Origin of the sequence: Ensifer adhaerens (assembly GCF_002007205.1) — a bacterium.
Lineage (GTDB): Bacteria > Pseudomonadota > Alphaproteobacteria > Rhizobiales > Rhizobiaceae > Ensifer > Ensifer adhaerens_D.
Map to the genome: position 1 here is coordinate 1056408 of NZ_LAZS01000005.1, position 25887 is coordinate 1082294.

The 25887-nt window shown below is 59.1% G+C and carries 24 protein-coding genes and 3 tRNA genes; 15 read left to right on the forward strand and 12 right to left on the reverse strand.

The genetic code is table 11. The annotated features are described in order from the left end of the window. Nucleotides 1–358: 358 nt before the first annotated feature. Nucleotides 359–1273: an HNH endonuclease gene (locus XB14_RS08840; protein WP_077961237.1), complete on the reverse strand. Its 915-nt coding sequence runs from the start codon at nt 1271–1273 to the stop codon at nt 359–361. Between the two features lie 237 nt (nt 1274–1510). Between XB14_RS08840 and XB14_RS08845 the strand changes: the two genes are divergently transcribed. Continuing rightward, entirely contained in the window at nt 1511–3010 is a 1500-nt protein-coding gene (locus XB14_RS08845) for a hypothetical protein (protein ID WP_077961238.1), read from the forward strand. A 308-nt stretch (nt 3011–3318) separates the two neighbouring features. After that, nucleotides 3319–4362 carry a hypothetical protein gene (locus XB14_RS08850; protein WP_077961239.1) on the forward strand — a complete coding sequence of 348 codons (1044 nt, stop codon included), beginning with the start codon at nt 3319–3321 and terminating at the stop codon, nt 4360–4362. A gap of 239 nt (nt 4363–4601) precedes the next feature. Here XB14_RS08850 and XB14_RS08855 read toward each other — a convergent pair whose 3' ends face one another. The 3 genes from XB14_RS08855 to XB14_RS08865 all read right to left on the reverse strand — a co-directional run bounded on the left by XB14_RS08855 (nt 4602) and on the right by XB14_RS08865 (nt 7467). Continuing rightward, nucleotides 4602–6458: an AAA family ATPase gene (locus tag XB14_RS08855; protein ID WP_077961240.1), complete on the reverse strand. Its 1857-nt coding sequence runs from the start codon at nt 6456–6458 to the stop codon at nt 4602–4604. Between the two features lie 11 nt (nt 6459–6469). Further along, the gene (locus tag XB14_RS33535) at nt 6470–6817 is read right to left on the reverse strand and encodes a hypothetical protein (RefSeq protein ID WP_234804014.1); all 348 of its coding nucleotides are present in this window, start codon (nt 6815–6817) and stop codon (nt 6470–6472) included. Between the two features lie 461 nt (nt 6818–7278). After that, nucleotides 7279–7467, reverse strand: coding sequence for a hypothetical protein (locus tag XB14_RS08865; protein ID WP_077961242.1), 189 nt, complete (start codon nt 7465–7467; stop codon nt 7279–7281). A gap of 251 nt (nt 7468–7718) precedes the next feature. On the opposite strand from XB14_RS08865, the gene XB14_RS08870 reads away from it, so the two are divergent. From XB14_RS08870 to XB14_RS08895, 7 genes are all read left to right on the forward strand, one after another. Then, nucleotides 7719–8279, forward strand: coding sequence for a type II toxin-antitoxin system VapC family toxin (locus tag XB14_RS08870; RefSeq protein WP_077961243.1), 561 nt, complete (start codon nt 7719–7721; stop codon nt 8277–8279). 604 nt (nt 8280–8883) lie between these two features. Next, complete coding sequence (locus XB14_RS08875) at nt 8884–9273, forward strand: hypothetical protein (protein WP_077961244.1); 390 nt, start codon at nt 8884–8886, stop codon at nt 9271–9273. 102 nt (nt 9274–9375) lie between these two features. Continuing rightward, on the forward strand, nt 9376–9534 hold the full coding sequence (locus tag XB14_RS33150; protein ID WP_179119561.1) for a hypothetical protein: 159 nt from the start codon (nt 9376–9378) through the stop codon (nt 9532–9534). Nucleotides 9535–9577: 43 nt separating this feature from the next. Next, nucleotides 9578–10231 (forward strand): hypothetical protein, encoded by a 654-nt coding sequence (locus XB14_RS08880; protein WP_077961245.1) that lies wholly within the window; start codon nt 9578–9580, stop codon nt 10229–10231. After that, the gene (locus XB14_RS08885; protein ID WP_077961246.1) at nt 10231–12588 is read left to right on the forward strand and encodes a hypothetical protein; all 2358 of its coding nucleotides are present in this window, start codon (nt 10231–10233) and stop codon (nt 12586–12588) included. The genes XB14_RS08880 and XB14_RS08885 overlap by 1 nt, the downstream gene beginning before the upstream one ends. Continuing rightward, nucleotides 12585–13655: a TniB family NTP-binding protein gene (locus tag XB14_RS08890; RefSeq protein ID WP_077961247.1), complete on the forward strand. Its 1071-nt coding sequence runs from the start codon at nt 12585–12587 to the stop codon at nt 13653–13655. Before XB14_RS08885 ends, XB14_RS08890 begins: the two co-directional genes overlap by 4 nt. Nucleotides 13656–13665: 10 nt before the next feature. Continuing rightward, nucleotides 13666–15471, forward strand: coding sequence for a TniQ family protein (locus XB14_RS08895; RefSeq protein WP_179119562.1), 1806 nt, complete (start codon nt 13666–13668; stop codon nt 15469–15471). 122 nt (nt 15472–15593) lie between these two features. On the opposite strand, the gene XB14_RS08900 is transcribed toward XB14_RS08895, so the two are convergent. Together XB14_RS08900 and XB14_RS08905 are read right to left on the reverse strand one after the other, a co-directional pair. Continuing rightward, nucleotides 15594–15794, reverse strand: a complete 201-nt coding sequence (locus tag XB14_RS08900; RefSeq protein ID WP_077961249.1) for a hypothetical protein — start codon at nt 15792–15794, stop codon at nt 15594–15596. Between the two features lie 541 nt (nt 15795–16335). Further along, nucleotides 16336–17850: a ComEC/Rec2 family competence protein gene (locus XB14_RS08905; protein WP_077961250.1), complete on the reverse strand. Its 1515-nt coding sequence runs from the start codon at nt 17848–17850 to the stop codon at nt 16336–16338. A 232-nt stretch (nt 17851–18082) separates the two neighbouring features. On the opposite strand from XB14_RS08905, the gene XB14_RS08910 reads away from it, so the two are divergent. Next, nucleotides 18083–18511: a GNAT family N-acetyltransferase gene (locus tag XB14_RS08910; RefSeq protein ID WP_077961251.1), complete on the forward strand. Its 429-nt coding sequence runs from the start codon at nt 18083–18085 to the stop codon at nt 18509–18511. A 117-nt stretch (nt 18512–18628) separates the two neighbouring features. Next, nucleotides 18629–18704, forward strand: a tRNA-Ala gene (locus XB14_RS08915). Nucleotides 18705–18953: 249 nt separating this feature from the next. Here XB14_RS08915 and XB14_RS08920 read toward each other — a convergent pair. Further along, complete coding sequence (locus tag XB14_RS08920) at nt 18954–19556, reverse strand: hypothetical protein (RefSeq protein ID WP_077961252.1); 603 nt, start codon at nt 19554–19556, stop codon at nt 18954–18956. A 126-nt stretch (nt 19557–19682) separates the two neighbouring features. Further along, a complete protein-coding gene (locus XB14_RS08925; RefSeq protein WP_143348302.1) occupies nt 19683–20297 on the reverse strand; it encodes a hypothetical protein in 615 nt (204 codons plus the stop codon). 249 nt (nt 20298–20546) lie between these two features. Here XB14_RS08925 and XB14_RS08930 point away from each other — a divergent pair, with 249 nt between their 5' ends. After that, nucleotides 20547–20936, forward strand: coding sequence for a hypothetical protein (locus XB14_RS08930; protein WP_234804015.1), 390 nt, complete (start codon nt 20547–20549; stop codon nt 20934–20936). 234 nt (nt 20937–21170) lie between these two features. Then, nucleotides 21171–21893 (forward strand): transcriptional repressor LexA, encoded by a 723-nt coding sequence (gene lexA, locus XB14_RS08935; protein ID WP_077961254.1) that lies wholly within the window; start codon nt 21171–21173, stop codon nt 21891–21893. Between the two features lie 87 nt (nt 21894–21980). Here lexA and XB14_RS08940 read toward each other — a convergent pair whose 3' ends face one another. The 4 genes from XB14_RS08940 to XB14_RS08955 form a co-directional block, all read right to left on the reverse strand. Continuing rightward, on the reverse strand, nt 21981–22313 hold the full coding sequence (locus XB14_RS08940) for a hypothetical protein (RefSeq protein WP_143348303.1): 333 nt from the start codon (nt 22311–22313) through the stop codon (nt 21981–21983). A gap of 215 nt (nt 22314–22528) precedes the next feature. Further along, nucleotides 22529–22602 (reverse strand) — tRNA-Cys (locus XB14_RS08945). Nucleotides 22603–22754: 152 nt separating this feature from the next. Continuing rightward, nucleotides 22755–23489 (reverse strand): hypothetical protein, encoded by a 735-nt coding sequence (locus tag XB14_RS08950; protein WP_077961256.1) that lies wholly within the window; start codon nt 23487–23489, stop codon nt 22755–22757. A 223-nt stretch (nt 23490–23712) separates the two neighbouring features. Continuing rightward, nucleotides 23713–24006, reverse strand: a complete 294-nt coding sequence (locus tag XB14_RS08955; protein ID WP_034791391.1) for a hypothetical protein — start codon at nt 24004–24006, stop codon at nt 23713–23715. A 158-nt stretch (nt 24007–24164) separates the two neighbouring features. On the opposite strand from XB14_RS08955, the gene XB14_RS08960 reads away from it, so the two are divergent. Both XB14_RS08960 and XB14_RS08965 read left to right on the forward strand, forming a co-directional pair. Next, nucleotides 24165–24239 (forward strand) — tRNA-Asn (locus XB14_RS08960). 98 nt (nt 24240–24337) lie between these two features. Continuing rightward, entirely contained in the window at nt 24338–25801 is a 1464-nt protein-coding gene (locus XB14_RS08965) for a cryptochrome/photolyase family protein (protein ID WP_077961257.1), read from the forward strand. Nucleotides 25802–25887 lie beyond the last annotated feature (86 nt).

A 25887-nucleotide genomic window follows, 5' to 3' on the forward strand; every position in this document is an offset into this window, starting at 1 on the left:
TCCGACATGTGCTCACAACAGACCGCAAAGCTACTGAAGAAGGAGACCTGATCAAATGCAGTCATCCGGAAATTGGCGAAGCCTTCGTTCAGGGCCGTCATGGCGACAGCAGCTTGCAGCGCGGATCCGCTCCTGCCCCTGCGAAGCACAGCATGCGAGCAATCCAATTGCGTCGGGTCGGAAATTAAAGCAGCGGATTCCGTGCGACGCGGCTACTCCGTGAGGCTGCGTGGACGGGACACACCAACCGGGTGAATTCGATCGCCCATGAAGATGATCTGCTGTGGAAGCACTCGGGCGGTCTGTGATGCGGATGCTCGATTCCAGAACCGACTTCAGTGGGGTGTCGAATCGCGCCCTACACAAACCCGCTGAACTTCTCTCTATGCCGCGCCACGTACGCCGGGTGCGGCCACAGCCCCTCATCCGCAGGCAGGTGTATCCGATCCATCTGCTTCGCAAACAGTGTCCGCAGCTCCGATGGCACCTTATTGTGTGAAACAAGGATCCGGTAATCGTCCGTCAACGAGATCAGATGCCTGTCGAAGAGCCAGTGTACGGTTGCCGAAAGCGCGATGCCGTTCTGCACGACATCCGGTCCGCCCTCGGCGACCGACCATATATGCGCCGCCTGTGCCTCGGACTTGCCGCCGCCATTGACGATTCGCAACCCTGTGATCGCACAACGGTTGTCGTAGGCGTCGCAGACCTTTCGGCGGAAGCTGGCTTCGCGGATCTTGCGGTTGAGCAGGATCTGCTCGATTCGGCGTTCCTGCTCCTCAAGCGGCAGCTCGAGCAGCTCCTGTGTCTGATCATCGACATGCTTGGGATCGAGTTCCAGCCGGAGAGCATTTTCAGGCATCAACGTCTCGGAAAGCCCTGCTCGCGCGATGGCGGCGAAATCGCTATCGGGGATTGTCCGGATCGATTTACCCTGAAGGAAAGCGCCTACTTGAGTGGGGTCCGGAATCGAACGCAGTGCGGTTTCCCAGTAACGCCGGTCTCGGACGAAGGGCACAGGCTCATCGAACTCCCTGTAATCCGCCATGACAGCGTAAGCGAAACCAAGCCGGCAAGCATCCTCGTTCACGCGGACGACCTTTGCCGTTGCAACGTATGCCCGGCGTCCGCCGTTCCGCTGAGGTTCCCGGTAGATGATCCGATCGCCTACCAGGGATTCGGCGATCGCACGGTATTGCTTTGGGAAATGGTACCGGAACGCAATCTCGTCATCGTATCCGGAGTCACGTTTGGTATCAAAAATGCCCTTCAAATCCAGCCCCTGACCTAATCTTCCGAATGTGCCTCGCCCTGTTCGGCAAACTAGAGAGGGTCGGACTTCCGAGCAACACCGCGCCCGCAAGATCACCGTTGCGCATTTCTCGCTGGGGAAGGTGTGAACATTGGCGGCAGTGGATCGCCTAGGGAAGTTTTCCGCAATACCAGTAATCGCCTATTTACAACTCTCGGTTATCACAACATTTGGTCATTTCAATGAAGTTTCCCTTTGATGGTATCAGCCAGCTATCTGTCCCTCGCGGAGATCCGCCTCATCAAGCGGATGCTCCTCTTCAGGCCAAGGCCCACCAATCAGTCCATATTGGCCTACTTCACAAGGCCGGGACGCGATCTAAACCACCGCATAATTGCCGAAATCGAGGGATGGCGCGGCGCCGGACTGACGCCGGCTACGGAGCAGGAGGCGCGCGCCTACATGAGGGCGGCCAGTCTCCCGTATCCGGAGGGTCATGATTTCACAGCCAATGGCTTTCATGCCACCGGCCTGGCCAGTCGAGTGAAAGGATTATTGCACCTAGATTGGTGGCCGGCCGGTCAAGGTCTTTTCTCGACGGGGGCCATTACAAGCGGTCGCAGCAAGCCGCTCACTTGGGTTTTCGACTGTGGGACCGACTCCGGAAGCGCGCAGATGGACGTTGCGCTTGCGCAGTTCGCGGACCGGCAGGAGTCCATTTCCAGCAGGGAAATAAGTCTCGCATCTATTTCGCACTTTGACGCTGACCACATAAACGGGTTTGTCAAACTCCTTGCCTTGTATCCAGTCGACAAGCTACTGCTCCCATATGTCCCGCTTTGGCAACGACTTCTCGCATTAATTGAAGAAGGTATTCCTGCGAGTAGCCCCTTGGTGGGGTTTTTCGTGGATCCGGGCGCATTCCTGGCGGCTGTCGGAGAGATCCGTGAAATCATCTACGTCCCCATCACCGGCCCTGACGACCTCCCGCCTCCGCCAGAGGTACCTCCAGTTCCGTCCGGCCCCTCCTCGGAGGACGGTAATCTCGCCTTCGATGAGGGTAAACCGCAAGCGGATGGCCTCGATGACCCCATCGTTTATTCGAGCGCAATCAGGGCTCGTTTCCTTCGTCCCGGCGGCCGGATCAGGTCCGCGTTCTGGGAATTCGTGCCTTACAACGATTCGAAATGGCTAGCAGGTCCGCCGGCGGCATTGAGCGCCAAAGTGACCCCGGTCGCGCAGCAACTCGTCGACGCAAAGACCGATTCTAATCGAGAAACGGCACTCGCGGCGCTTGAAGCGATATACGACGCCACATTCGGAAGCAGGTCAAAAGCCCGTAACAGGATATCACTGTTCCTATATTCAGGTCCCGTTGATCCCGAATTGGAACTCGGGCCATACTTCGCATCACATCTGGTTGGTTTGCAGAAGAATTCGAAGCGCTTTTCCCAAATGTACACCGGAGATGGCAGCTTGAAAACCAAACGGGAGTGGGGTGAATTCAACCGATTTTTCGGTCCAGGGGACAGGTTGGCGAGGAGCAGCATCTTCCAGGTCATGCATCATGGAGCGAAAGACAATTGGCACGTCGGAATGGCATCCTCCCTTGCCCCTGCGGTCAGTCTGTTTTGCTCAGATCCGGCACGCAAGCGTCCACACCCGCATGCAGACGTCCTCCGAGACTTTTGGCAACATCACCCTGTGCAGGTCGGCACTGAGACGGGATTTCATCTGCAAGCGAGACTTTATCGCTAGGTGATCTTCGCGAAATCTGTGGCGGTTCTGGCTGAACAGGTAATTCGCTCGTTGCGGTGTCCTCGAACAGGACGCGCATGAAATGGTCGTGGTGGGCGAACAGGAGGATGAGTTAGTAGCGTCCTCAAAGCAGGTATGGAGCTCCAAGGTAAGGTCGTAAGTCGGCGATAGCCTCCTTGCGAGTTTGGACCCGCGCGATGGCCACAGGGATACGCAGCTTCGGAGCATGACCGGCGACCGGATTCTGAAAAAAACGAAATCTGCCAGGCCACTTTCCCGGCATCTCGCCCTTCATTTGGAGATTAGACATGAATGACGCATTGCCGCAGCCTTTTCGGGTCATGTCAACGGCAGATCGCATATCGAAGGACTGCATAGGCACACGCGCGCTGATTGACTCGAATATTTGGCGATACGTTTTTGATGGCAACGAACAGGGTTCCTTCCTCGATTTGGCACGGTCTCCTGGCCTTCATATCCAGATTGCACCCGCGGTTGTCTATGAGGCGTTGCGTCTGCAGGACATTCCTCTTCGAAACCGGATCATCGGGCTGATGTCGCATCATCGAATGGTTCGCCTCATGCCTGAAGCATACTCGGAGAGCATGGAGATCCTCGGAGAGATCCGCGAGAAGCGTCCAGAATGGGTTCGCCGTGCGCCCGACCTCGTATTCTTTGAGCGACTGCGAAAGGACTGGGCTAAGCGAACAGGAGGCTTCTGGGTGCGAGTCGCAGAGGAGCCGGACCGAGAGGCACACCGGCTTTCACGGATGGAAGTCGAAATGGTTGAAGGTTCGCGGCGGCAGGCAAAGGAAGCCCGCAAGGAAATGATCGCTGTAGGCTGGAAGCGAAATCCGCCAATGAACAAGACTGTTGGCGAGTTTCACGAGCCTACGCCCGGCTGGTCTGGGGAACCAGTAGACGCATGGAAATTTGATAGCCTTGACGGTTTAACTTTTGGTCTTTCCCAGACAGGGAATGCGTATCGTGATTGGATAGCGCCCTTTGTCGAGCTCGACACAGGTCTTTTAAGATCGCCAAGCTGGACCAAGTTCTGGCTGCACGACGTTGAAGTCGGCAAAGTCCCCCGCCAATGGATGAGATGGGCCCACTCGTTTGCTCAACGCTTCCGGACTGTGACATCGGGTTCACCTGGGGATACCCAATTGTTCACCTATTTCCTGGACACCGACGTCGTGGTAACGGGCGACAAGGCACTGCTCAAAATACTGGAGGAATGCAGGCCCTATAGCCCATTCCCTCTTCCCGAAACTCTGTTGGTTCGCGACGGGAAAGAAGGTTTGCGGGAGATGTTCGATGAACTCCACCGTTTGGGCCACCCCCAAACCTAGTGGGATCCATTCGACAACGAGCAGAGGCGTTATCTCAAGCAGTTGCTGGATTCACGGAACCAGGCCGCCCACGCTTCAGGCACCCATACAGCCGCGGACGAGGCGCGCAGAATGATTGAGGTAGGGCACAAGCGCTTCCTCTCCGTCGAGTTCCTGTCGAGCAGGCACGGAATCGGTGAACTGATATCCAGGATGTCGGACGCGGATACCGAATTCAATGGAAACGCGTGTCGCCGCCCCTACCCTGCATCCCTCTGCAGCAGCTTCATTACAAAATCCCCGGAAACGACCTGCTTCTCAAGAACGGCGCCCGTCAGGGTTTCGAGGTCAGAACGCCGACGTCGGATGATCGCGATCGACCGTTCAAGCTCCGCCGCCAGTACGCGCTCGACCCGCCGCCTAATCAGGCTGTCGGACTTTCTTAGCTCGGCAAGCTCTTCGGGCGTGGAGGCATCGTTGTAGAGAAGTGATCCCATCCCCAGGCATCCGACCATGACGGTTGCGATGTCCGTCGCACGCTGGAGATCGGATCCCACTCCGCCGCCTACGCCGTTGTAAGTCTGGCCGATGACCTCCCTCTCCGCAGCCATCCCTGCCATCAGCATCGCGATCTCGTCGCGGTACGACTGCTCGGATCGATGCATGGGTCTCGAGCGCTGCCATTCGACATGGCCGAGGCTATCGCAACGTGATGGCATTTCGGAGAGCACCACGACCGCCGACACCGTCGCGTAGGCCAGTTCGACGCCGACAATGGCGTGACCCGCTTCGTGTATCGCCGTCGCAGTTCTCGTCTCAATATCGATGCTGACCAACGGTGGCGATACTTCGAGGATGTCCTGCGGCAAGACCTCCCGACGATTGCGGCGCGCGATCTTGCGCGCGTCCCTCGCAAGCTGGGCGAGCAATGCACCGGAGTAACCAGCGGTGGCTCGTGCGGCGGCCGCCAGCGCGTCGGCGGGCAGTTCCGTTCCCAGATGGAGGGACAGGATCTTCTTGCGGTCATCGTATTCCGGGAGCTGAATGGCAACATGCCGGTCCAGCCTTCCCGGTCTTTTCAATGCCGGGTCGATGCTGTCTGGGTGGTTCGTTGCGGCGATGACTACAACTCCCTCCCTCCGAGACGATCCGTCGAGCATCTCCAAGATCCCATTCACCACCTGGACGCCGTATCCCGCGTTGTCGCCCCGGAACTTTGAGCGGTCGCCGACTGCGTCGAACTCATCGAGGAACAAGATGGTGGGCGCCTTGTCCGCAGCCTCCCGGAAAGACTTGCGCATCGCCTTCAGGTAGTCCCCAAGATGCCCCGCAGCCTGCCATTCGGCACTGGATGCAGCCATAAAGTTGATGCCGCAGGTGCGTGCCGCCGCGGAAGCGAACATCGTCTTGCCGGTTCCGGTCGGCCCGCTGAGCAAGAGGCCGCAGTCCACGTCCTCCCACGGGATGCTTCTCTTGCGCCAGTCCGCAATATCGCGGGAAAGGTCGAGCACCCAGTCCTGTGCCGCACCGAATCCGGGAAGATCCTCCACCCCGCAATCAACCACGACGGACTTCCGCCGTGCCGCGAGGGCGCTCAATCTGGACAAGGCGTCCTCGATCGAGCGGCCGGGACGCAGCGACTGAAAGATCAGTTCGGGCGGGTGCGCCAGCAGCGACCTGGCAACGGCGCTGGAGATGCGGATGCCTCGGGCGGATTTGATGGCCGCGGCCAGATGAGTGGGGAGGAGTTCGCCGACGTTTACAATGCGGTCGAGGCCAACAACCAGCCTTGGGGGGATCGTTGCATCCTCCGGGATAAGGATGATGACAGCGGGCTTCACGCCGAGAAACTCGATCGCGTCTGTCCAGTTGTGCTGCCCCTTCCAGGACTCCTCCACGCGAACGACGGTGTAGACGTCGTTCAGGTTTGCGCTTTTGAGAATGGATTTGACGGCGTCAGCATAAACTTCGTGATTGACCGCATTCGAAAGCACCAGACCGACCGCGGCGTCTTTTCGGGCGAGCACGCCGCCCTTGCGCAGGGCGGTTCTGGCGGCGATCGAATAAGCGACCACTTCGAGCGTCGCGGCGCGCTCGGAGAACGAACTCTTGTTCACGGCAGCCTCCTTCAGCGCGCTGTGCGACGAATGCAGGTGTCTGGCCCGATCAATGCCTCATCGAGCTCGAGACTTACGATCCTCTGAAGGGCGAGCGAGGCGAGGCCCGCCATCGGAGCGATCTCGCGGAACAGCGCAAGCCCCTCCGCAATGCTGAACGATCCGACCTCGTCGAGTGCGGCCATCACCCGGATCCGGTCGCCAAGCGGGCAGCGATAGTTCCCATATCGAAGTAGGTCGCGGGCGTTGCGCAGCCTCCATCCCCGCTCCCGCTGTTCGCGGGTGATGAACTCGTAGGTCAGTCCGGCCGAGGATGCCGCCTCTTCGATGGCCCCGTTCACGTGGTCTGAGGCATCCATGAAGCACTCTCGTCCGCAGGTGAATGTCACCCGGAAGTCGGGCGTTAACGTCACGTCTCCAACGCGGAGCTCGACCGGAAGGCACTCCCATCTCTCCACCGCATCATCGACGTCGAGCAGACAACCGAGGTCGCGGGCATCTCGTGACCGGAATGATGGCGTTCCGGAGCATCTGATAGTGGCTTTGGGTGGGAAGGAAATGGTCGCAGTACGCGGCACCTCACGGCTGCCGCTAGGGGGAGACTCGATACGCATGACAAGATCCACAGACGAGTGACGACTGCCGCGGTGGCGGCGGCTTCATCAGTCCAGTCCAGGTTGTCGATGATCCAGCTTCATAGTGGAACAAATACGGAACGATCTATCGGGAGTCAACCGGTATTATAATACCGGTCAAAAATCGAATTCCGGCGCCCTTCAATTCGGAGTCGGCCAACGGTCTTGTGTTGCGCGGCCCGACCTCAGTCCCGCCGTGCACCCCTTGCGAGGAATTCCCTGGCATCGGGCTTGCCGTTTTTCTTCTGGTAGATGAGCGTAAACGAACCGTCCTCGTCATCGACCTGCTGCGAACCCTTGGACTTTGCGGCTGCAAAGAAGGCTAAAGGGTCCTTCAGGACGTCGCCGAGAGAGATGGTTTTTGTGCGCGACATTCGACCTCGCATACCCTGATCACATATGAATATATAGGGGATGGGGTACTGTTGCTAGCCGAGCAGGTGAATCTCCACAGAAGCCCGAATGCAGCCGTGTGATATCTCGGGAGGATTGAATCCTTCCAATCATGTGCCGCGCCTCCGCCGTCTCCATTTCAATTCCATCCCATTGCTGGCGTTAGGGCTTCTTTAACCGTGTCCCGGGACCCTCAGTGCACGTATGTATGCATGGTTGGGTGGAGACAGTGATGCACACAGGTTACATGCTGCTCGACACGAGCGTCGTGAGTGCGGCACGAGGGAAAGCCCCGGAGGAGACCGTCGTGCGCTTCCTGCGGTCATTGCCACGTGGTTCGATCGCCGTTCCGACGTTCACCGTCTTCGAACTCGAGCGGGGTGTGCGGAAGCTGCAACTTGTCGACGGACAGCGCGCCCAGCCACTCCTCGACTGGCTGGACGATCTGCTCGCGACGGACATCTTCATTCCTCCTGTCACGGTCGATATCTGGCGCCTTCTAGCCCGCATGGCGTTGGTGCCCGCCCTCAGCAAGTTCTGGATCGATACCGGAGATCCGCCGAAGATGCGGTTCGGATGCGATCCGGGGCTCGCCGCAATCGCGATTCACCACGGCATGCCCATCGCAACCCGTGACGTCCACGACTTCATGCTCATCCATCGCCATTTTCCTCTGCCCGGACTTTATGAGCCGCATGCGTGCCGCTGGCACATCGAGCCGACGACCGAGTGGAGAAGTTCGTTCGAAGCTGAAGCCTCCGATGACCTACAAGCGGTGGGGTATTTCTCATAGCCGCGTCACTATCGGGTAACGCTTTATACTGAACAGTGAAGAACAGTGTTGCCGTGAAGCGTAACCATATCTCTTAACATTTCATTTACCGTTCGATTTCGAGATGATGCAGAATGTTCCGGAGCTTCATTTCCAGTCGAACGTATCTCTTGATACTTTCCTGTTGACGACGAGATCTTTATGTGCACATTTCGCCCTCAGTGAACCGCACTGGTTCACCATGCAAGGATGTATACGACATGCAACAAGTCGCACCGACATATCTGGCCCGAAAGAGCCGACAATCCGCCTAAGGCATCGGTGCCGACTCCGGTGATCCAGGCGGTCCCGGCCCTTTCTCAGCCCTACACTTCTGAGAAACGAGTAGATCCATGTCCAAGTCCAGGAATACCCTTCCCCAGTCCGCTCTCGCGGCTTCGCGACAATGATGTCGATCGGTCGGCTCATTCGCTGACCCGTCGGGTTCTCAATAAGCATGGCTGCTGAGAATCTTCCGTGGGTCGAATAGAGCCCTGATCCGTGTCAACCAGCATTTTCGGCAAGACCCACCAGGCCGTGCCGATGCTGGTCTCCTCCTCTGGACTTCGACAAAAGGAGCTGCGCGATGCTGCAGATCGATGACTCACGCCTGTTGTTTAACGACCCCATCCCGGAAACCTTCCTCCCTGAACTCCGTCAGTGGTCGCGGGAACACCGCTCCGGCTACTTCAGAAAGGACGAGGCTGACCTCTTCAGCATCGCAGCCCTTTCTTACGCCGATGCGGCACGCCCGACCATGGTCCAGGTGTACCGGATGCTGTGCGCCCTGATCGATGAGGACAATGCCCGAACTGCGCTGCCGGTCCGCAAGCCCTCGTCCTCGACGTTCCGGCGCATCATCAGGTCGTTGCCCAGCGATTTCGTCCGCTACAGGCGTTTCGGCCGGCTGAAAAAAGCCAGCACGTTCGACCTCGTGTCCGCTGCCGCAAGCGTCCTCGATATCTCATCGACCTGATGCTCTTCAACCCCCCGCGTTTCCCGGACGACCTGCGCTGAACACCCGCCGCGATCCTGCGGCGGAGTTCCTGTAAACCGTTGATCATGAAAGGAAGACAGCATGATCCAGGTTCTGAACCAGATTGAGGCACTCTATTTCGCTCGACAGGGATACCTTCCCTGGGCGCGCGCCTATGAACGCAAGACTTACGTGGCCAACCCCGACGAGGGTTATCGCGGCGGACTCATGTCAGGGAACTGCCGAGGTTCACAAGCGTGAGGTATCGGTCGAGGAATATGCTGGCCTTCCGTTCTTCTATGAGATGGAACCGTCGCCCGCGGCCCGTAAGGTAACGCTGAAGACGAACGCCTCCTGCCGCATCGTGATGTGTGCGCCGGGTTCCAACCAGTACCTCGTATTTGAAAGCCAGTTCGAAGCCGATTGCGCACGCGTTTTCTGGGCGATGCCGAACGTCCGATCGGTCGAAGCTCAGTACGGGCCTATCGAATACACCGACGAGGATGGCGTCATCCGCGAGCACTATGCCGACCTCCGGGTCGAGTTCACGAACGGCTGGGTGGCTCTCTACTGCGTCCGGCCCTCGGAGAAGGACAGACGCGGCAAGCTGAAGGCAGCGGTCGAAGATATCCGTAACCATGAGCTCAGATATCATGCCAACCGCATCGAAATTCTGACGGAGAAGACGGTGACGAAAGCCGATATTTACCGCGCGCGTGAAATTCTCGCGGCCCGGCGCCTCAAGAACTCCCCCGATTGCGTCCGTCTCCTTGAACGACTCCGCGCGAGGACGAAGCCGGTCCGCGCATTCGAGCTTCTTGACGAGTTCGGTTGCCAGGGGAGCGGAATGATCGCGCTGTGGAACCTGATGGGGGATGGCTTGGTAGATCACGTTTCCAGCAATGCGTCGTTGACGTTCACGCCCGTTTCCTTCGTGCGCGCCCGGAGGCCGAGCTGATGGCGTCGACGGGGAGCTTTACGACTGCGCGGCTCCGGATCGTGGACCGTGTCGAGATGAATGGTGCGGCCTTCCGCGTGCACCCATCCAAGAACGGGCTTGGATTCATCTTTACGGAGATAGGCGGCGCTGGTGCCGTCGACTATCTGAAGAATTCCGAGATCGCGAAGTTCATCCGCCGACGCGCCATGGTGATTAGGCGCAACTACTATTCAGAAGAGGAAGCCGTCAGTCGTCAGAAACAGTCGCTCGATCCGGACATCGTCCCAAAGCACATCATGTACCGGGCCAGGATGCTCACCAAGTTCCTCGAGGAGTGGGAGGCCGGTCTGCGTTCCAAAACGGAGGAAAGCGTCCTGGAGTTTTACGAGGACTATTCTTCGTCCTACGAGGCGCAACTTCCAGAACCTCGCGCTGGACAGAAAAAGGTTCAGGTCGAGACGCATCATTTCGGGAGTCCGGGCCATTTCCTGAGGCTAGTCCGGAGGTTCGAGCAAGGCAATCGCAGCCCGTTTTGCTTGATGTACGGCGGCGACCCGAGCGACGCCGATCCCCCTCGGCGACGTCTTCCCGAGCCAGTAAACCAGTACCTCGATTCCGAGGCAAGAAAACTGGCTACCGCCAAGAAGGCCGACATCGCCCTTCATTGGAAGCTTATGGTGAAGGACAACGAGGATAGTGCGAATCCGCTTGATCTGCCTGACATCCGTACCTTCTATCGGCGTGTTGCAGAACAAAAGAGAATGCTGATCGATCTAGGTCACAATGGCGCAGAGGCGACGCGCGACAAATACGAGCTGTCAAAGACCGCGAACCGAAAGTTTCGCCCCCTCGAACGCATTGAGATGGACGAGGACAAGCTCGACATCATTGCATTGTTGAAAGGCACGCGCCTCTGGAATGTCATCGCTCCCGCGGTCCAGGAGCGCATCAAGAAGCAACGCTTCTGGGGATCCATGGCAATCGACTGCGCGACGAGATCGATTCTCGCATTGCGTCTTCTCGATTCCGATCCCAAAGGCAGGTCCGCCGTTGAGACCCTCCACATGGCTGTCATGCCGAAGGATGATTTCGCCAAGGCCGCCGGTGCCGAAGCATCCTGGATTCAGTTCGGCATTCCGGAAGAGGTGGCGACTGACCATGGCGCCGGCTATCTCGACGACGAGTTTCATGAGTGCGTCGTTGCGCTCTGCGGCAGCCATCTGATGCCGCCCACAGGTACCCCGAGGCTACGCGGCCGGATCGAACGCTTTTTCAAGACCGGTAAGAGCTGGCTGCGCCTCTTTTCCGGGCAAACGTTTTCCAATCCAATTGCCCGCGGGGCATATGATTCCGAAGCGAACGCCTCGATGGACTTCGAGGAGCTTGCGCGGTGCCTTGTTCGGCTCATCGTCGATGCCTACCACCTGACAAAGCACCGGGGCCTTGCCAACCAGAAGCCGATTGACGCTTGGTCGCAGATGACCAGGGACCGACCGGTGGACGTTCTCGCGGATCCTGACAAAGAGGGGATGATATTCGGCTTCCGGGCAGGAACACGGGCGATCAGTCGTTCGGGCATTGTGTGCTTAGGGGTTCCCTACTGGGACGGCCGTCTCCAGGCGATCATCGCACAATACGAGAAAGCCGAGGTGCATATCCGCGTCAATCCATACAATCTTGAAAGTATCGGCTTTCGAATGGCCGGCGATGATCGTGTCTTCTGGATCAAGGCCGCAGTGCCCGGATTTGAAGGTGTTTCGGCGATCGAATGGGCCGCCACGAAGCGCCGTCTGGATGAGGCGTACTCGCAGCACGACATTGAGGATGCGAAGATCATCGCCAAGGCTTTCAAGGATGTCATGGCGATCGCGAAAGTCTCGGAAGACAGGCATAACGTGGCCTCGCATGTCGTGACCAAAGACGACTACGATCGGCTCGAAGACCAAGTTTTCAACGGCTACGTCGCGGGTGGCCGGACGCGTCCCGACTACGCTCCCGAGCCCGAGATGTTTCTGTTGGACAACCTTCCGCATGACGGAGTCACCTCGATCGAAGACGAAAGCGACGACATTAACAAGGACGTCTCGGTTGCAGAGGAGCCCGCAAGCATTCTCAGCCCACCGGAGGGTGAGTTCGATCCTGGCCGCTTCGCGCGCCTGCGTGAGCAGGAAGGTGTGGCGCATCCCCGCGTCACGCCGGCTCCGGCTGAAGAGAAAAAGCCACGAAGGAAGAAGAATGAGGAACCATATCTTCCCGCAACAATCTCGGATCTCATGCGAGGCGCCCCCGCAGCGCCTAAGGATGAAAAACCGAAGGGGCGAATTGCAGGTCGGCCGCCAGCATTCAAATCGGACTGGAGCAGCGAAGAAGAATGAGCAAGGGACCAATTCTGGGTGAGAAGCCCGAGTTTTCCGGCGTAAGCGATGTGAATGTACAGCTTGTTGCGGCCGGAGTGGCGAGAGGCCTAGACGACAAGCATCGGCGGATCATGGCCACGATGACGAGGGTGAAGTCCGCCTACGTTCCAACCCGGAATGATAAATTGGTCGACATCCCTTTTGCTCGAATGAAACGCGCCGTAGCCGGCATGGAACCGGAAGGTTTCGCCGTGTCTATCTTCGCCGAGACCGGAATGGGCAAGTCGACGTTGATCGAACAGCGCCTGAAGGACGAAATATCCTTCCAACCTCTCCCGGACGGATATAATAACTACCTATACCCGGTGCTCTACGTGAAGGCTCCATCGAAGGCGTCTATGAGCGATCTAGGGGAGCAGATGCTCGATGCGATGGGTTATCCGATCACGCGTCAGAAGAAGGAAGCTGCCATCGTCAGGGACGTGGGCAACTATCTCAGACGTCGTGGTACCAGGGTTGTCGTCATCGATGATTTCCAGCACGTCCTTGACGCACCGAAGACCAAGGGTCCGGCGCACGTCGCAGATTCGATCAAGAACATGCTGCAGAACCCGCGATGGCCGGTGTTCATCGTCCTCGTCGGCCTTCCCGAGATCAAGGAAGTCGTCCTCAGGGATCCCAAGGATCAGATGCTGCGTCGTGTCGACGATTTTGGACTGCTGGACCTGTCACTCGAAGCCGACGGAGAAATGATTGCGGCGATTATCCTGGAGCTCGTGGAGAAGCGAGCAGGACTTCGGATGTCTCCCGATGTGCCGGCAGACTTCATCGAAAGGCTCATGTTCGGCGCGCACTTCCGGTTCGGGATGGTCATGAAGATAATCTACCACGCCATTGAGGACGCCCTCGAACACGACGAGAGTGTGGTTTGTGCCCACCACTGGGAGGAAGGTTATCGTCGCCTGGTCAACGGTGACTATGAGGCGAATAACAACGTGATGGCCTCTGACAACTGGAGGACGATCCATCGGCCGGTCAACAGAAATGGCGTCTTCGGGTCTCTTTCCAAGAAAACGGCGAACTGAGGCTGCAGCGATGTATCGTGTTCCCCTGTTCCATGACGAAAGCCTGACGAGCTATTGCTCGAGACTTGCGGCTGCCAATGTGAAGACCGCTCCAGACTTCTGTCTCGATATGGGGATCCGCTTCCAGGATGTGATCCAAGCTACAGACTTCGCTGTCAAAAGGCTGGCAGAGATCGGAGATTTGCCGATCGAGAGCATCCAGCGTGCTGCAATCGGCAAAAAAGGCGATAGCTGGATTGTCGGTGGCGAGGCGATCAACAATAAGTTCTATGTAAGAACGCAGCTTCGGATATGCCCGCGCTGCTTCGAAGAGGATGCCAGGGCCGTGGATCGAATGCCGGGTGTCCGACACTACATGCGTCGATCATGGTCGTTGCAGTTTGTCAGAACCTGCCCGCATCACAACTGTGCGCTCAACGATTTCGGTCGATCGCCGCTACACGCCATCAGATGCCATGACTTCATCGACAGCCTGATGGCATCTGACATCGGCCCTGGGTTCGGACAGGTTCGGCCGCGCGCCCTCTCCGGCTTCGAACGCTTCTCTCTCGATCGCCTCGAGGGCATCCGACGGCATGGCGGTACACTGGATTCAATGCCTCTGGAACGCGCGGGGTACCTTTGCGAGGTTCTTGGGATAGCCCTGCTCTATGGCAACAACACCGACCAGGCGGCGGTCGATGAAGATCAATTGTGGCATGCCGGCGAGAAGGGCTATCAGTATCTTTCGAGAGGCCGCGATGGTCTTCGGGACGCTTTGGATGTGTTTCACGGCCGCCTCGAACTAAACAAGTCCGACTTCGGCGGCGGCAAGCTATATGGTCGATTCTACAAGATCCTCTGGGACCAGCGAGATCCTGTTTGGGACCAGATAAAGAGAGATATACACGACTACGCATTCGCGGTTCTTCCTCTGAGCCAGACAGCGAACGTTTTTGGAACTTCGAAAAAGGCAAGCCATATCTCAGAGACCGAGCTACGCACACAGTTTGGCCTCAGGCCCAGCCATCTAAGAAAGATGGCCGTCGCGCTGGGGATGCTGGACGCTGCGTCGGCGAAATCCGGAGCGGTCCCAAAGGATGTAGCTCGCAAAGTCGCTGAAATCCTGGCTGACAGCTTGCTGGCCAAAAAGGCGGCTGGCGTTCTGGGAATTACCTATCCGAAATTTGCGAAATACCGACGCGCAGGCTTTTTCGATCCGGTCATCGTTCCGGGCAACGGCGTCACGCTTTCCGAGAGGTTTTCCAAACGAGCTCTTGAGGCTTTCCTTGAGAGTATTCACCCAGCGGTGGGGTCTCCGGTCGCGGAAGGCCTAAAGCCGATAAACGTTGCAGCCAAACTAGCGCGATGCAGGGACAGCGACGTTCTGAAACTCGTCCACGATAAGAAATTGAAGCGCGTCGGATGGGATGACGGAAAGGTCGGACTTGAAGCTGTTTTGGTGGATCCCGAGGAGGTCCTCGCGCTCGACCAGCCTCACGAGGCGGAGGACCCCTCGCTGGATGAAGTCGGTGAAATCTTGAACGTTGGCTCGGACGCGGCACGAAGCCTTTGCGGGTCAGGATATCTACCATGCTACAACGGAAAGAACCGATATAATCAGGCCACGCAATATGTGAGACATTCTGATATCGAAGCATTCCGCGCAGAGTACATTTCCCTGTCGGAGATGGTTTTCGAGTTCAGCGATAGGTTCGGGGAATTGCAGTCAGCTATAAATACAAAGCGGATCCGACCCTCGATACCCAAGGCAAGCAAGCATCCAAACTTCTATCGGCGATCAGAGATCGAAGCACTGATGAACGCTATAGCGTAGCGACCATCTGGACCACTCTCTTTGCGCGGCCTTTGCAGCGCGAAGGCTTTCACGTCGCTCAAGGTGCTGGGCTCGACTTGTGTCCATCGCATAGAGAGAGCGAACGATAGCGCAATGAAGTCCTAATTGTCCGGGCTCTTGGATTCCCATTTCTTCAGAGCCGCACTGCGCTTCCCCTGCGACACGATCTTGCGCCCGACCTTCGCAGGCTCGAAGCCCGCCTTTGATAGCGCTTCGCCAAACGTTTCTTTGTTCTCCCCCGTTTCCCCGATAGGATCAAAGTCGCGGCCTTTGCCCGCATCATTCTTCTTACCGTGCGGCACTCCAGTCTCCCACTTCCGACAGTCCGCTATCGCGGAGATCTCATCTGCTCTGGATTTCCACTACATCTTAGCCGGTTTCCCGACTTGTCTGAAGGAACCCCGACACCCCCCACGAAGGATTTTAAGGAATTCGGTGGTTGTCTCCCTCAGCCGCGCCCGCAAAGTAGTCCCTGGCTATCGGCAAGCACCCCCTCCCGGGCGCAGGAGCTCGCCGATCACGGTTTCGCCGTAAGGGTGTCCTGGAGGCAACCCCACGCCCCTTCTGCTTGTCGTCGACGCGGGCGGCTAAATCAATCTTGCTGGTGACACTGGCCTGCAAAACTATGACAACCTTGATGTCTCTTACGCAAATGAATCTAAAGGGTTTTATTGGTTAACGTGTGGCAAAGTTCGTGTCATCCTACAGTTAGTGAGTGAGTGAGTTTCAGGCGTTTCGACGCTTGAAACTGCCAGGTGGAACAAAAAGAGATCAACCGCAGACGCCGCTCGACGGGCGTCGTCGGTCGAGTTCACCAATCCGCGGGTGCCGACGCAGCCAACGTCAAAATCGCGATCTGAATTTCTTGACCGCCCAGGATCCGTCGCCTTCGTTCATCGTGGCGCACAAGATCGTCTCGCCGTCGGTGCGGATGTTGACGAGCCCGTAAATGAGCCCCGCAACGACGGGCACGCGGGACATTGGCTTCTGCTTCCTCTCCGGGTTGAGCGCGCCGGGCTTCGTTTCCGTAAAATGCACGGTGACCTGTTGAAGCCGCGCCGCATCGATCTCCACGTCTTCGGATGCTCCGGCGATGGCCTCACTCTTGATGGCAAGGGACGTCGGCTTTCCAATCGAGACCGAGCGCGCGAGTTCGGTCGAGTAGACGAGCGGCGTCAGGATTTCATCCCGCTCGACGGTTCGATATCCCGTCACGCCGGATGCCGCGACAATCCTGGGTTTGGGGTGGTCATGTCCCTCCCCGTCGCCAGAGCAGATGACAGTCGCCGCCGGGGTCATGGCTTGCAGGAACGCATAGGAGACGTCTTCACTGCCGTGGTGGCACGCCTTGGCGACGTCGCATTGGAACTCCATGCGGTGCCCCGAGTGAATCTCCATAAGTAGCTGCTGGCTGACCTTGTTCAGATCGCCGGTCAGGAGGATGCGCGACCGGCCGTAGTCGATGCGCAAGACCACGCTGTTGCCATTGGTGGTCTTGGAGTCGGCGCCGAAGTCCGCAAGGGCGGGTTTTCCGTCAATCGTGAATTCGGCAGGGCCAAGAAGTTTCATCGACGCATTGCCGGCTGCGGGCTCAAAGCTCGGCAGATATCCCGTCATGTGGCTGAGGCGTGTGATCGGCGTGGGAGAGCCGTCCGAACGCTTCGCCGACACGACCTTTTCGATGAATTTGCCCCACTCGCCCTGCAACGGAGGATCCGCACCCCCGCCGATCGCGTTCACCGCGCTCTCGCGATCTTCGAGAAGCTGCGTCTGAAATTGTTTGCCATCGACGGATCGCGTCGTGCCGAGCGTCCGCTCCCCGTCCTTCCTCCACCAGGAAATGCCCGCGTGGTAGAAGTTCTCGATCGACGTCGACTTCGCGTCAAGTTCGCTGGTCTGACCGGCATCGAGCACATCCGACAGCCCGCCATAGTGGTCCAGGTCGTTGTGCGAAGCGATCATCGCGTCGAGAGAAATGTTCTCCAGCCCGTAGTCCTGCGTGAATTTCCAGTCCACGAAGTCGGCGGCCGACTTTCCGGTATTCTGGCTCGTGCGGGAATGACCACCGTCGATCATGAGGTGCCGGAAATCCGGTGTCTTGACCAACACCCCGTCCCCCTGTCCGACATCGATGAAATACACTTCCAGAAGCGATTTTCCGCCCAGCGCCTGCTCGTCTATCCAGCCTTCGCGGTTCTTTCCCCTGGCCGTCACCTTGACCCGGCCGTTCTCCTCTTGGCCACGACGAAACACGCCATCGCCCCACAGGAGAAATCCAGAGTGTTTACCGCCGCTGGAGTCGCGCCAGAGCTTCGTAGAATCCACACTGACATAGTCATCGAACGCAGGGTCGACCATCGGATATGCCCCCCCAGATCTCTTACATCGGTCAACAATAGAAGGCGCTCGCCTCAGGATTGTGTCAAGCGCCTATGCAAGATCGAGGCGACAGGCCGCCGTCCCGGCCGCAAGTCGACCTGAAACGGTCTTCGGACCGCGCTTGCCATTCAGAACGAAACATGAATATCGTTCAACTTGACTCAGGGGCCGCCCGTGGCCCGTGCTTGCTTCACCCCAGCCGGATCCCATCATGGCCGCGCCGATCATCGACATCATCCTCGAAGACCCGAACAGAGAGGACCTGCGCGGCATCGTGGCGCCGCTGGACGCCTATAACGACGCCCATAGCGGCATGGCCGATCTGCCCGGTTTTGCGGTCGTGCTTCGCGACCCCGAGACGAAGGCAGCAACCGGCGGGCTCTATGCGACGGATGGTTACGGTTGGGCGTTCATCCGCTACCTCGCCATTCCCGATGAGTACCGCGGCCAAGGCCTCGGCCGGCGTCTGATCGAGGAAGCGGAGAAGATCGCGCGGGATCGCGGCTATGTCGGCCTCTGGCTCGACACGTTCGAATTCCAGGCCCGGCCTTTCTACGAGAAGCTGGGCTTCGAAGTCTTTGGTGAACTCGAAGGCGGACAAGGAGCGATTGCGCGCTATTTCCTGAAGAAACGGTTCTGAAGCTCCGCACAGGCGTGGGCTCGGAGGCGAGGACGCCGTGCGTCGGCCGGGTGTCGGTTCTCTACCACGCGGAAGATGTTGACAGGCTCGGCGGGTGTCGTGTTGACTGGTCGATACGGGGCCGTAGCTCAGTTGGGAGAGCGCCGCAATCGCACTGCGGAGGTCGAGGGTTCGACTCCCTTCGGCTCCACCAAAACGACCGGAACTCTGCCTGGTCGAAGCTCGCATTGTGCGGCTGATTGGTAATCCGCAGGGAAGTTCGTATCTCTCGGTGCGGTGCACCACCAACCCACTTCCAGCCTTCCTGCAGCCTGAACGGCGAACAAACCCGCGGGCATGCGGGAGGCGCGTCGTGCTCGCTTAGAATCACGCCTTGCGTCTCAGGCGCTTGCCATCTCACATGGTGCACGGCAAACACGGGCGCGCGCTTGCGGCCACCTGTTCAGAGACTAAAGGGATCGCGCGCCGAGCGCTTCTCGCTAGGCGCATTGAACGGGTCGGCCTTCTTCTCCTTGGACTTGCGTCCCTCATCGGCAATGATCTCGTCGACAGCCCGCTGGCACTTCATCAACTCCTCCGCCGCGGGGCCTGTGCCGCGCAGGCTCAGATTCGCGATGACGCGATCTTCAAAGGCGATGGCCAAGGCCCGCCTGCGTACGAAGCCCGTCAGGAACTCGGCGTCGGTGACGTTCACGAAGAGGAATTTTCCGCTCGCATCCCCAGCGGCGGTCGCCGAGGCGCTCCACGGATCGTTCTTGTCGAAACGGAATGTCAGGTCGTAGTCCTTGCCAACCTCGAGCGACTTCCAGTCGTCGCTGGCGAAGCTCATATAGAGCGGCGAGTCGGAGCCCTTGGGATAGAACCCCAGGCGCAAGGTGACCCCGCCCTCGAATATCGACGAGATGAAACATGAGCCCTCCATCGAGGTGTCGGATGCAACGGTCCAGCCGTCGACGTCCTTCCACTTGATGATTTCAGACTCTTCAGCCGCGGCCGATCCCGCGGCGATCAGACAGCTTACCAAGCCGACCAGCAATCTACGCATGCAAAACCCCCGTTTGCGCGCATTTTGATAGGTCCTCCCCCTGCTGTCGAGGGTGCGCAGCCTGATCCGGTGCAAAATTTTAGGAATATTCACCTCTCTGCATCGAGAGAGGCGCCCTATGACAGGTTACATGGCGAAAGGATCTTTCGACGACTTGGTCTGGCCGCCGCCGGCAAAGGGGTCGTTGTTTGGCGCATTGCCGCCGGCACCCGCAAAGGGATCGGCCGCCACCCCCTGCCCACCGTTCGGGATCAAGGCGCTCACCGCCTCCTGGCATTTGAACATCTCACTGACGGCCTTCATCGAATCACGCAGACTGAGGCTCGCGATAACGCGTCCCTCAAACGCCAGCGCCAGCGTGTTCTTGCGCACAAATTCGGTGAAGAAGTCGGTGTTGGAGAAGTTGACGACAAGAGCCTTGGCGCCGGTGAGGTCGACGCCGAAGGCGGTCGCCGGCCACTGGCGACTACGGTCGAGCTGCAAGGCGACGTCGTACTCCCGCTGCGGCTCGATCGATTTCCAGTCGGCGTTGCCTATCGAAAGAAACGCCAGGTTCGCCGATCCCCTCGGGTAAAAGCCGATGCGGAGGATAGCGCCGGCATCGTAGCTCGTCGCCGCGTAGCACGAACCTCCCAGGGAAGGATCCGACCCCACGGTCCAGGCGTTGATCCGCTTCCAGATATTCGAACGCCCGTCCTCAGCGGATGCCGCTCCGGCCGTGAGCAACAGGCCGAGCACCACCAAAGGCAATCTATGCATGCAACACCCCCAACTTTCCATGCAAAGTTACCGTTTTCTGGCGACCTGTCGAGACGGTGAAGCTTGTTCACGACGGGGATTTTTGTGCATCGCCGGTGCCGGGCGCGTGCTGCTGCCGTCGAAGCGGTTTCCGCACGTCCCACGGGAGAGCGAGCCAGGTTGCCATCCGTCAGGGACATTTGGCGCAAAAGGGACACAGCCTGCAGGCAAAGAGCTGTTGAACACGCGGGAGTGATCGGCAAGCTTGCTGGACTTCGGAACGAAAGCGCGGTTCACATCGTTAACCGCCCCGTAGTCCCCCCAATCACCAAGTGGACGAACACCGTGCTTGCCGCCCTGCTTCTCGCTTCGATCGTCGCTTCGCCCAATATGCCTGATGTCAAGCTCAGTGCCGCCACCGTGGACGAACTCCAGACCGACTTTGAGCGCGCCGTGCCGTGCCATCAGATCGATGGACGCAAGGTATGGAAGGGCGCGATCGCATTCTACATCCAGTCGTTCGTCTATGACGGCGACACGCCTGTTGCGACCGACGCGGCGGACGCGGTGCTGCCTGACGACAACGACGCCGAGACGGTGAAGGAGTTCGAAGACGCCTGCTCCGCCTCGCAAGCGACTTAAGTCTCTGCGCGAGGGAGAAGCGCGTCGTTCGAATCATGCTGCGATCGGCCTTCTACTGCGCTCCTTGGCGCATGATCGTCGCCCAAACCCTGCGCCGTTCCCGCAAAAGTGACCAATCGGCCCCTTAGGAGCGAGCAATTGCCCGAATTCACGGAATTTTAGGCACTTGCGGAACACATATGGAACAGATAGTGTCTGTTCTTGATTTGTTTCACGCCTCTGGAGCGACGTGCCATGCTGACCCGCAAGCAACAGGAATTGCTTCTGTTCATCCACGAACGCATGAAGGAGTCAGGCGTTCCGCCGTCATTCGATGAAATGAAGGATGCGCTCGACCTGGCGTCGAAGTCCGGCATCCACCGTTTGATCACGGCGCTCGAAGAACGCGGGTTCATTCGCCGGCTGCCGAACCGGGCGCGCGCGCTCGAGGTCATCAAGCTTCCGGAAGCGTACGCCGCCAGCCAGCAGCAACCGCGCCGAGGCTTCTCCCCCAGCGTGATCGAGGGCAGCCTCGGCAAGCCGCCGGCCGCCGCCCCTGCCACGCCCAAGCCCACGCCGGTCGCCGAAAGTACATCTGTTTCCGTTCCCGTGATGGGACGCATCGCCGCCGGCGTGCCGATCTCGGCGATCCAGAACAACACCCACGACATTACCATTCCGCTCGACATGATCGGCAACGGCGAGCACTACGCCCTCGAAGTGAAGGGTGATTCGATGATCGAGGCCGGCATCTTCGATGGCGACACGGTGATCATCCGCAATGGCAACACCGCCAATCCCGGCGATATCATCGTGGCGCTGGTGGACGACGAGGAAGCGACGCTGAAGCGCTTCCGCCGCAAGGGCGCGTCGATTGCACTCGAGGCTGCCAACCCCGCCTACGAGACGCGGATCTTCGGACCCGATCGAGTGAAGATCCAGGGCAAGCTCGTCGGGCTGATCCGCCGTTACCATTGAGTTCCAGGCAGAACGCCGAATCAAAAGAGCCTCGCCACTGAAAGCGGCGAGGCTCTTTCCATTTCAGGCGAACTGAAGCCAGAGCGTCTATTCGTGGACCGTGTATTCGCCGAGCTCGCAGAGGTCCTGCGTGTCCTCGGTCGTATCGAGGGCCGAGCCTTCTTCGAACTCGAATCGCATGTCGTATTTGCAGACGTCCCGCCCGTCGGCGATGGTGATCTCCATGCTCTCGCCGGGGTTCAGAACCTGCCGACCGAAAACATCGTCTTCCCATTCGTTGACGCCGACCGGCGAGGTGTAGAAGTTCGTCAGCACCGCGCTGGTGTTGTTTTTCAACTGAAAAACCAGGTCTTCCGCACGCGCTTCAATCGCGGTCGCGGCAAAACACGCCAACGCCGTCAGGATCAGTCTCTTTTTCATTGTTACCATTGCCTCCGTTCTTAATGTTGACGGACGCTATCGACGCGGCTGATCTCAGCGGAGTCATCGTTCCCCCTCTACCGAATTCACCGAAGCGATAAGATCCGACGGAGAGCTATAGAAGGCGCGGCTTGCGCGGACGTGGGGCGGCGAACATCGACTGCGCTGCCACAGGGGGCAGAACACTAATCCGAACCAATAGGAGGTGAGATTTTTGGAGGCCTCGCCCGGAATTGAACCGGGGTACAAGGATTTGCAGTCCTCTGCGTCACCACTCCGCCACGAGGCCTCACTGCTCGGATAACCAAGCGTTGGCGCGGATTTAGAATGATTGCAGAAAAACCGCAAGAGGCATTTTCTGAAAAACGCGCCGTCGATTTATATGACAGTTACTTTCCACAGAGCGATCGACAATGTCGGACGATCGGGTCCCAGTTGTTCTCAGCACCAGGGTGTCGCCCGCCCTTCCCATGGGCGCACAAGCCCCTCGGAAACGAGCATACGTCCAAGAGACCGATCGTCGCGGGTGACCAGGCGCAGCTTCTCGCCGGCCTTGGCATCTGATCGCCCTCCTGCCGAAACCAGCTTGAAGTCACCTGCATTCAGCAATTCGCGCAGGCGCTGCTTGGCGTAGAAGCCGCGCGAACGTTCCTTGTCGCAGCTCGCCTGACGGATTCGCGGTGCATCGACGTCGGCCACCCGGATCGTCTCGCCGTGGAAGACGAAGGTTGCGCCGTCGATCACGCAGTTGTCGTTGCGAATGCCGCAGAAATAGAATTGGTCGCTGCGGATGGATGCCGTCTTCACCTCTTCATTCGGCCGCACGACGGGGGTAGGCGGCGTGACACCGACATTTACCGACGGCACCGGGGCGGCAAGCGCAACCTTCGTGACCGGGTTCGGCTTCGGATTCGGCTTGTGCCTGTCCGCCTGTTGGGCGACACGCTCTTCCGCCACAGGAACCGAACGCGGGGGCTTCGGCTTCGTTTCCGTTCGCGACGCAAAGGCCATGACATCGGACACCACCGGCCAGTGCCGCAATTCGGCGCGATGGTCATAGGCCATGACGCCGCCAAGGGTCAGCGCTGCTGCCAGATACCACGGCGCCATTCCGCCCTGTTTGCTGCTGCTCCGGCCCGAGCTGCGGCGTCGACGTTTCGTAGTGGCTTTGGCCATTGGTCCCCATCCTGATTCGAGACCGCATTATGCGTTTGATGGGTTGCCGAAAAGTTTTCGAGGGCACCCCAACAGCTGGGGAAGGCCGAATGCGCTCGCTCGTTAACCACGCACGATCGCGATCGCTAGCGGGAGATTCGGGATTGAAGGTGCAGGGTAACGGGATTGAGAGCACTCGGCAGCGCCGCACCCGGCAAGGAGCGGTGACCAGGCGACGCCGGGTTCAAGAACCGTTCGAGGAATTGGCCTTCCCGCGCCAGCGCGCCCACCAGACGGCCAGGCGGCGGCGACGGCGGCGAACGGAGGGAATGTCGTGCGAAAGCACGATCAGGCCCAGCGGTATCATCCAGAAGCCCAGCACGGGCAGGAAGCCGAGAAAACCGCAGAACACCAGCAGCGAACCCAGCAGGATGCGCAGCAGCGGAGAGTCGGGCAGCGCGATACGCCATTTGCCCAGCACGATCTGTCGTGTCTGCGGATCAATGCCGAAATGCGTCTGCTTCCTGTTTTTATTCATCATTCCCTATCCGGCGTGTTTTCCCACAATTGGGGACTTCTCCACAGCCTCGCAACGGAACTTGTCATTTTTTTTGAAAAAAGCGCTTGGCAAATCGGAAAAGCATGCGTATTAGCAGCCTCACTTCTGAAGCGCACAGCAAACAGCGGCGCGGATGATCCCTGGTAGCTCAGCGGTAGAGCATTCGACTGTTAATCGACAGGTCGCCGGTTCGAATCCGGCCCGGGGAGCCAGTTTCAAAAAGAGCCATTTGCAGCGATGCGAATGGCTCTTTTTCATTTTGCACCTATGTTCACCGGGTGATCAATCCCCAACCTCCTGACGGTTCTCCATGACAAGGGCAGTGGTGCCACCCATCATCGTCTGGTTCCGCAAGGATCTGCGGCTTACCGACAATCGTGCTCTTTCGGCCGCCGCTGGCGAGGCCGCTGTCATCCCCCTCTACATCCGCGAACCCGCCGATAGCGGCAACGGTCCGCTTGGCGCGGCCCAGGCGTGGTGGCTGCACCATTCGCTCGATGCCTTGAGCGCGAGCCTCGAGCAGCATGCTTCCAGACTCGTTCTCCGTTCGGGTGACGCGTTGGACGTGATTGTCGACATTGCGCGTGAAAGCGGCGCGGAGCGCATCTATTGGAACCGGCGCTACGACCCGAGCGGCATTGCCACGGATACCGCGCTCAAGAAGGCACTGGCCGACCGCGGCATCGTCGCCGAGAGCTTTGCGGGACAGTTGCTGCATGAGCCCATGCGGCTGCTGACGACCACGGGCGGCCCTTACCGGGTGTTCACGCCGTTCTGGCGCGCGCTCGAGACCAAGAGCGAGCCGGTACCGCCGATCGACCGGCCACACCATATCGCAACACCGGAAACCTGGCCGCGATCGGATCGTCTCGAGGACTGGTCGCTGCTGCCGACGAAACCGGATTGGGCGGCGACATTCAGCGAGGTCTGGACGCCGGGCGAAGAGGGTGCGGCCGCCCGTCTCGAAGAATTCGTCGAGGAAAAGCTCGGAGACTACAAACGTCGCCGCGACTTTCCCGATGCGGACGGCACGTCCCTGCTCTCGCCTCACCTCGCCTTCGGCGAAATTTCACCGGCGCAGGCCTGGCATGCGGCGGCAAGGCCCGAAGCCGACGGCGGCGAAGGTGCTGCCACCTTCCGGAAGGAACTCGCCTGGCGCGAGTTCTCCTATCATCTGCTGTTTCATTACCCGGAGCTTGGCCGCCGCAATCTCGACCGCCGGTTCGATCGTTTCCATTGGCTGAACCATGAGGACGGTTTTACCCGCTGGACCAAGGGGCTGACCGGATACCCGATCGTCGACGCCGGCATGCGTCAGCTCTGGCGTCACGGTTACATGCACAATCGCGTGCGCATGATCGTCGCCTCCTTTCTCATCAAGGACCTCCTGGTCGACTGGCGCAAGGGAGAGGCCTGGTTCCGCGACACGCTGGTCGATGCGGATCCGGCCAACAATGCCGCAAGCTGGCAGTGGGTTGCCGGATCGGGTGCGGACGCCGCGCCGTTCTTCCGCATTTTCAACCCGGTCCTCCAGGGCGAAAAGTTCGACCCCGATGGCCTCTATGTGAAGCGCTTCGTGCCGGAACTTGAGCGCCTTCACCCGCGTTACGTCCATCGTCCCTTTGCGGCCCCGGCCGCGGCCCTTGCGGAAGCCGGGATAGAACTCGGCGCGACCTACCCGAAACCGATCGTCGACCATGCCGTCGCACGGGACCGGGCACTGGCCGCCTTCCGGCAGATCACAAGCGCGCCGGGAGAATCCGAAAGGACATAAAGCCCTCCGGTAGAATTCCACAGTTGGCGTCTCGCCCGATTGCGGCTAGGCTCACGCTACGGATGCAACAGCTGAGGGGGTGGTGT